This window comes from Micromonospora parastrephiae (assembly GCF_016802865.1).
Classification (GTDB): Bacteria; Actinomycetota; Actinomycetes; order Mycobacteriales; family Micromonosporaceae; genus Micromonospora; species Micromonospora parastrephiae.
Genome location: NZ_JAEVHM010000276.1, coordinates 1 through 5,481 on the forward strand (window position 1 = coordinate 1; position 5,481 = coordinate 5,481).

Consider the following 5,481-nt stretch of genomic DNA (forward strand, 5'->3'; position numbering starts at 1 on the left):
GGGGTGGCTCATCGGCCACCCCGCGCCGGGGCTCAGCGCAGCGCGGGCTCCGCCGTCACCGGGGCGTCCCAGTCGATGACGTGGCGCTGCTGGTCCTCTCCGCCAGCTCGGTCAGCTCGGGTGGCATCTCGCCGGTTTCGTGGAACGCCCGCCAGGTGTCCAGCCCGGGGTAGCCGCCGGAGGTCAGCTCGGCGAGCAGGGCTCGCAGCCAGGTCGCCTCCGCGGCCCGCATGGCCAGGTCGTACTCCGACTCCACCAGGAACAGCCGGGGGATCTCCCGCAGGTGAGCGTCGAGCGTCTCGCGGTCCCGGCGGAGCGCGTCGTCCAGCCGGTCGAGTCGCTGCCGGAGCAGGTCGGTGGCCTCATCGGGGTGCAGCGCGGCGAGCACGGACAGCCCGGCGCGGAAACGGGGGTGCTCCGGCAGCGGGGTGGCGACCAGCTCGCGGGCCCAGTCGACCAGCTCCGCCCGGCCCGCCTCGGTGATCCGGTAGACGGTGCGTTCCGGGCGCCGGCCCTCGCGCAGACTCTCGACCGCCTCGATCAGGTGGTGTTTGTCCATGTTGCGGATCACCGTGTAGAAGGAGCCCCACTTGAGCTCCATGTCCTGGTCCTTGCCCCAGGCGCGCAGTGCGGTGGCGATCTCGTACGGGTGCATCGGCCGCTGGACCAGGGCGGACAACACGGCCAGCGCCAGCAGATTGCCCACCTTGCGTCGCTTCGCCATGAGGCCCCTCCCGATTACTCGCCTACGAGTATATGCCTACGAGTATCGGCGCCGCGACCGTCGTGCCGGGCCGGGACGGTCGGCCCGAACGCCCGGCCTACGATCATTGGGTGGAGGAAGATATCCGGCGGATCGGGATCATGGGTGGCACCTTCGACCCCATCCACCACGGGCACCTCGTCGCGGCCAGCGAGGTGGCCGACCGGTTCGGCCTGGACGAGGTGGTCTTCGTCCCCACCGGGCAGCCGTGGCAGAAGGCCGACGAACCGGTCAGCCCCGCCGAGGACCGGTACCTCATGACGGTCATCGCCACCGCCTCCAACCCCCGCTTCCAGGTCAGCCGCGTCGACATCGACCGCAGCGGCCCCACCTACACCGTCGACACGCTGCGCGACCTCCAGGCCGAGTACGGCCCCAAGGTGCAGCTGTTCTTCATCACCGGCGCGGACGCGCTGCAACGCATCCTGTCCTGGAAGGACCTGGACGAGATCTTCGAGCTGGCCCACTTCATCGGGGTGACCCGGCCGGGCTTCCCGCTGACCGACGAGCACCTGCCGGCGGACACGGTCAGCCTGATCCAGGTCCCGGCGATGTCCATCTCGTCGACCGACTGCCGTGCCCGGGTGGCCCGGGGCGAGCCGGTCTGGTATCTGGTGCCCGACGGTGTGGTGCAGTACATCGCCAAGAGGCGCCTCTATCAGCCCTGATTCCGCCCGGTATGAGCCGTTTCGGACGCCTAACCCACCAGAACTGACAGGTCGAGGCGTCGCCGGGTATGAGACGCTTGGAGGATCGCACGGTTGATCGAAGGAGAACGGTGACAGTTTCCGAACGCGCTCACGAGCTGGCGATCGCAGCCGCCCAGGCCGCCGCCGACAAGAAGGCGCAGGACATCGCGATCATCGACGTCGGCGACCAGCTCGCCATCACCGACGCGTTCCTGCTCGCCGCCGCCCCCAACGAGCGTCAGGTGCTGGCCATCGTCGACGCCATCGAGGAGCGCCTGCTGGAGCTTCCGGAGAAGGCCAAGCCGATCCGGCGCGAGGGCGAGCGGGGTGGCCGCTGGGTGCTGCTGGACTACGTCGACATCGTGGTGCACGTCCAGCACACCGAGGAGCGCGAGTTCTACGCGCTCGACCGGCTCTGGAAGGACTGCCCCACCATCCCGTTCGTCGACCGCGACCTGGTCGAGGCCGACGCCGGCGGGCCCGCCGCGGCCGAATGACCCGGCTGATCGTCTGGCGGCACGGCAACACCGACTGGAACGCCGCCAACCGCGTCCAGGGACAGACCGACGTACCCCTCAACGAGCTGGGCCGCGACCAGGCCCGCGCCGCCGCCCCGCTGCTCGCGGCGCTGCGACCCGACGCCATCGTGTCCAGCGACCTGAGCCGCGCCGCGGAGACCGCCGCCGCGCTGGTCGCGCTGACCGGCCTGCCGGTCCGTACCGACGCACGGCTGCGCGAGCGGCACTTCGGCCAGTGGCAGGGACTGCACCTCACCGAGGTCGCCGAGCGCTTCCCCGACGAGTACGCCCGCTGGCGGGCCGGCGACCCGGACCCGGGTGCGGATCTGGAGCCCCTGCATGACCTCGGCGAGCGGGTCGGCACCGCACTGCGGGAGGCAGCCGACGCGGCACCGGGCGGCACGGTGGTGGTCGCCACCCACGGCGGCGGCTCCCGGCAGGGCATCGGACACCTGCTCGGCTGGGACTCCGGCGTGCTGCGCGGCATCGGCTCCCTGGCCAACTGCCACTGGAGCGAGCTACGGCGCGACGACCGCGCGCCGGCAGTCGGACGTCCCCAGGACGTCCGTGGCTGGCAGTTGCGGGCGCACAACGTCGGCCTGGTCACCGCCCCGGTGGTCGTCGACGCGGTCTGAGCACTCTCGCCTCTGCGTCGGGGGCCTCGATCGGCTAGCGTGCCGGGCATGCCCGTCGCGGTCGTCATCGACTCCACCGCCTACCTTCCACCCGAGCTGGTGCAGGCGCACCGGCTGACCGTCGTCCCGTTGACCGTCGTGCTCAACGGCGCGGAAGGGCTGGAGGGGGTGGAGACCCAACCGGCCGACGCCACGCTGGCGTTGAGCGGCCGGCGGGTCACCGCGACCACCTCCCGGCCGGCACCGGAGCAGTTCGCCCGGACGTACCGCCGACTGCTGGACGAGGGCGCCGACGGCGTCGTCTCGGTGCACATCTCCGCCGCCCTGTCCGGCACGGTCGAGGCGGCCCGGCTCGCCGCCGCCGACTTCGACGGCCGCGTCGAGGTCGTCGACAGTCGCTCCACCGGCATGGGGCTCGGCTTCCCGGCCATCGCGGCCGCCACCGCCGCCCAGGCCGGCAGCGACCTGGCCGGGGTACGCGACGCCGCGCTGGCGGCCGTCGCACGGACCACCGTCTGGTTCTACGTCGACACGCTGGAGTTCCTCCGCCGAGGCGGCCGGATCAACGCCGCCGAGGCGCTGCTCGGCACCGCCCTGTCCGTCAAGCCGATCATGCACATGCCGGACGGGGCGATCGTCTTGCGGGAGAAGGTCCGTACCGCCAGCCGAGGTGTGTCCCGGCTCGTCGACCTGGCCGTCGAGGCGGCCGGCGACGACGACGTGGACCTCGGCGTGCACCACCTGGCCGCGCCGCAACGAGCCGAAGCGCTGCTCGCCGCGCTGACCAGGCGGTTCGGTGACCGGCTGCACGACACCTACGTGTCCGAGGCGGGCGCGGTGGTCGCCGCGCACGCGGCCCGGGGTTGGCCTCCGTGGTCGTCCACCGCCGACCGGGCGCTGAGTCGATGCCCACCTCCTGCGTGGTCACCGGAGGTGGCCGTGGCATCGGTCGGGCCGTCGTGCAACGGCTGGTGGCCACCGGTGCCACCGTCGTCGTCGTGGAGCGGGACGCCGACGCCGTCGACTGGCTGGCCGGGCATCCGGCCGCCGACCGACTTGTCGCGGTGGTCGGCGACGCCGGTGACGAGCGGGTGGCCGAGCGCGCCGCCGAACGGGCCGAACGCGCCGCCCCGCTGACCGGCTGGGTCAACAACGCGGCGGTGTTCCGCGACGCCGCGTTGCACGCCGCGTCGGCCGACACGGTGCTGGACCTGATCGCGCTGAACCTGCGCCCCGCCGTGGTGGGCGCCGCCGTCGCCGTCCGCCGGTTCCTCGCCGCCGGCACCGGCGGCGCGATCGTCAACGTCTCGTCGCACCAGGCCCGCCGGCCGGTGTCCGGCGCCCTGCCGTACGCCACGGCGAAGGCCGCCGTGGAGGGGCTGACCCGGGCGCTGGCCGTCGAGTACGGACGGCACGGCATCCGCGCCAACGCCGTCGCGCTCGGCTCGATCGCCACCGAACGGCACGCCGAGTTCCTCGCCGCGCAGGAGCCGTCGCAGGCCGAGTGGATCGACGCGGAGCTGAACCGGCTGCACCCGGTGGGCCGGATCGGACGGGCCGACGAGGTGGCGGAGGCCGTCGCGTACCTGCTGTCACCGGCGGCGAGCTTCGTCAACGGTGTCATCCTGCCGGTGGACGGAGGGCGAGCCGTGCTCGGGCTCGACCCGGAGGCCCGCTGACCCGTCCTAGCTGTCGGCGACGAAGACGCCTTGCCCCTGCTGACCGTAAACCAGGTTCCGCTCATGCAACTCCTTGACGGCCCGGTAGGCCGTGGAGCGTGCCACGTTGTAGAGCTCACCGATCTCGGACACCGACGGCAGTTGCTGGCCAGGCGAGTACTCGCCCGAGCGGATCTTCTGCTCGATGTCGTCCGCCACGCGGCGGTAGTGCGGTGGTCTCGTCGGCATGATCGGCTCTCCCGGACTTCAGCGGAGATCATGTTTCCAGCCCGGCCGTGATCGAGACAAGGCGGCAACGCAGCAAAGTGGAGACAGTGAGAACTTGACTACAGTGAGACAGTGGATACAGTGAGACAGCGGTCGGATACTCCTGGACTTCAGCACTCCTGAGCCGTCCGGCCTGCCCGCCCTGAGGGAGCACATCGCAAGGACTGGGCCCTCAGGGCGGGCAACTCCGGATCGCGCGAGGGGGTGCGACGATGCCAGTCGACGAACCGGTGTCCAAGGCGACCGAACTGTTCATGGCCAAGCGGGTCCTGGACGCGCACTGGACTCGGGCACTCGACCGGCCGTGGCGGCAGGCGGGTGCCTGGAGTGCCGAGGACGCAATGACTGCCGACAACTCGACTGGGCTTCGGAGCTTGTGGCCGACCTTGCCTCAGTGCTGTTCGGCCGGTGCCTGGCGTTCGTCGAGGGGCGGGGCATCACGTACTGGGCCGACCCGCAGATGAGGCGTCCGGGGGAGACCAACACCGAGCACGGTGGGCGGGGCTTCTACTTCAAGGACCCGGCGGGACACGCGATCGAGATCATCACGCGGCCGTACCTGTAAGGGCCCGCTGCACTCGTCCGCACGGCCCTCTAGCAGATCGGGGCATGATCAGGGCGTTGTCCACAGTGGCGTCGTTTGTCCACAGGGCGATGCCGGCGCTCCCCGCCGCGCCGTCCGCCGCCCTAGCGTCGGGCCGTGTCGCACGACGAGGAGACAGAGGTACGCCAGCGCCTGCGCCGGCTGACGGCCCCGCCGGTCAACGTGCCGTCGCCCCGGGCCGAGGCGCCGCCCGCGGGCGTACCGCTGCTCGGCGCGCCGTCCGCGGACGTGGCGCCGGTCGGTCCTGAGGTCCAGCCCGCGTCGCGGCTGCCCGGGCCGGGAGCGTTCGATCCCGGGCGGCGCGGGGTGCGGGCGTTGGCGGTCGT

7 protein-coding genes and 2 pseudogenes are annotated in these 5,481 nt (G+C 72.0%); 7 read left to right on the forward strand and 2 right to left on the reverse strand.

Translation table 11 applies throughout. From position 1 onward, the window contains the following. Window positions 1-55: 55 nt before the first annotated feature. Complete coding sequence (locus JNW91_RS29170; RefSeq protein WP_203178710.1) at window positions 56-724, reverse strand: PadR family transcriptional regulator; 669 nt, start codon at window positions 722-724, stop codon at window positions 56-58. A gap of 110 nt (window positions 725-834) precedes the next feature. On the opposite strand from JNW91_RS29170, the gene nadD reads away from it, so the two are divergent. The 5 genes and pseudogenes from nadD to JNW91_RS29195 all read left to right on the forward strand — a co-directional run bounded on the left by nadD (window position 835) and on the right by JNW91_RS29195 (window position 4,284). Beyond that, window positions 835-1,431, forward strand: coding sequence for a nicotinate-nucleotide adenylyltransferase (gene nadD / locus JNW91_RS29175; RefSeq protein ID WP_203178711.1), 597 nt, complete (start codon window positions 835-837; stop codon window positions 1,429-1,431). A gap of 110 nt (window positions 1,432-1,541) precedes the next feature. Further along, a complete protein-coding gene (rsfS, locus tag JNW91_RS29180) occupies window positions 1,542-1,949 on the forward strand; it encodes a ribosome silencing factor (protein ID WP_203178712.1) in 408 nt (135 codons plus the stop codon). Further along, window positions 1,946-2,605 carry a histidine phosphatase family protein gene (locus JNW91_RS29185; RefSeq protein WP_203178713.1) on the forward strand — a complete coding sequence of 220 codons (660 nt, stop codon included), beginning with the start codon at window positions 1,946-1,948 and terminating at the stop codon, window positions 2,603-2,605. Before rsfS ends, JNW91_RS29185 begins: the two co-directional genes overlap by 4 nt. 48 nt (window positions 2,606-2,653) lie before the next feature. Then, window positions 2,654-3,498 (forward strand): annotated as a pseudogene (locus JNW91_RS29190) (DegV family protein); the annotation flags it as partial. Between the two features lie 12 nt (window positions 3,499-3,510). Then, complete coding sequence (locus JNW91_RS29195; protein WP_203178716.1) at window positions 3,511-4,284, forward strand: SDR family NAD(P)-dependent oxidoreductase; 774 nt, start codon at window positions 3,511-3,513, stop codon at window positions 4,282-4,284. A gap of 6 nt (window positions 4,285-4,290) precedes the next feature. Here the strand turns inward: JNW91_RS29195 and JNW91_RS29200 are convergent, their stop codons facing one another. Further along, entirely contained in the window at window positions 4,291-4,512 is a 222-nt protein-coding gene (locus JNW91_RS29200; protein WP_203178714.1) for a GntR family transcriptional regulator, read from the reverse strand. Between the two features lie 433 nt (window positions 4,513-4,945). On the opposite strand from JNW91_RS29200, the gene JNW91_RS29205 reads away from it, so the two are divergent. Together JNW91_RS29205 and JNW91_RS29210 are read left to right on the forward strand one after the other, a co-directional pair. Beyond that, a complete protein-coding gene (locus tag JNW91_RS29205; protein WP_238425910.1) occupies window positions 4,946-5,116 on the forward strand; it encodes a VOC family protein in 171 nt (56 codons plus the stop codon). Between the two features lie 135 nt (window positions 5,117-5,251). Beyond that, window positions 5,252-5,481 (forward strand): annotated as a pseudogene (locus JNW91_RS29210) (ComEA family DNA-binding protein); the annotation flags it as partial.

What these genes read in the sequence shown, in the direction of transcription:
- JNW91_RS29200 (WP_203178714.1), bottom strand. Translation starts at nt 4,512, where the DNA reads ATGCCGACGAGACCACCGCACTACCGCCGCGTGGCGGACGACATCGAG.
- JNW91_RS29195 (WP_203178716.1), top strand. Translation starts at nt 3,511, where the DNA reads ATGCCCACCTCCTGCGTGGTCACCGGAGGTGGCCGTGGCATCGGTCGG.
- JNW91_RS29170 (WP_203178710.1), bottom strand. Translation starts at nt 724, where the DNA reads ATGGCGAAGCGACGCAAGGTGGGCAATCTGCTGGCGCTGGCCGTGTTG.
- JNW91_RS29185 (WP_203178713.1), top strand. Translation starts at nt 1,946, where the DNA reads ATGACCCGGCTGATCGTCTGGCGGCACGGCAACACCGACTGGAACGCC.